Source organism: Undibacterium hunanense (genome assembly GCF_014284335.1).
In the GTDB taxonomy this organism is placed as follows: Bacteria; Pseudomonadota; Gammaproteobacteria; order Burkholderiales; family Burkholderiaceae_D; genus Undibacterium; species Undibacterium hunanense.
Genome location: NZ_JACOGF010000042.1, coordinates 1 through 619 on the forward strand (window position 1 = coordinate 1; position 619 = coordinate 619).

Genomic DNA, 619 nt, shown 5'->3' on the forward strand with positions numbered 1-619 from the left:
TCAACGTTGTCAGTACCTGTACCGCCAGTTACTGTAGTGATACCTGTCGTTGTTGCACCGAAAGTGATCGAACCACCAGTGTTATCAGTGATCAGAGACTTGATGTTGGTGATCGTACCGCCTGTTGTACCGTTACCGATAGCAACAGTGGAGTTACCAGTCAAAGTGATCGTGTCTGTATCACCAACATTACCACTGATGGTAGTACCGTTCAGGTTAGCCACTGTACCTGTGAAGTTGTCGTTCACATTGACAGCGCTTGTGTAAGTACCGCCAGCTACGAATGCTGTTGCTGTCAGTGCTGTACCGCCACCGTTGACTGGGGATGTACCAACAACACCTGTTGTCACCACTGCACCACCGGATACGGTGACTGCATTGGATGTGGTCGTGTTGTTCACGCCGCCGCCAGTTGCATTGGAAGAGGACGTTGTGTCAATCACCAAAGTGCCGCTCGTTACAGAGATCAGGGACAGATCAATGTTGTTTGCGCCAGCGATGTCATCAACGATAGTCAGTTGATGTGGCACATTGCCTGTGAAGGTGATAACTGGTGTGCTCAGGGACAATGCAGCACGTGCAGCAACCAGAGCAGCGTATTGGCTGGCAGTGATCACGA

At 50.7% G+C, this 619-nt stretch carries 1 protein-coding gene; it reads right to left on the reverse strand.

The genetic code is table 11. From position 1 onward, the window contains the following. Positions 1 to 619, reverse strand: a 619-nt coding sequence (locus tag H8L32_RS27230; RefSeq protein WP_408058971.1) for a hypothetical protein, incomplete at both ends; no start/stop codon positions are given.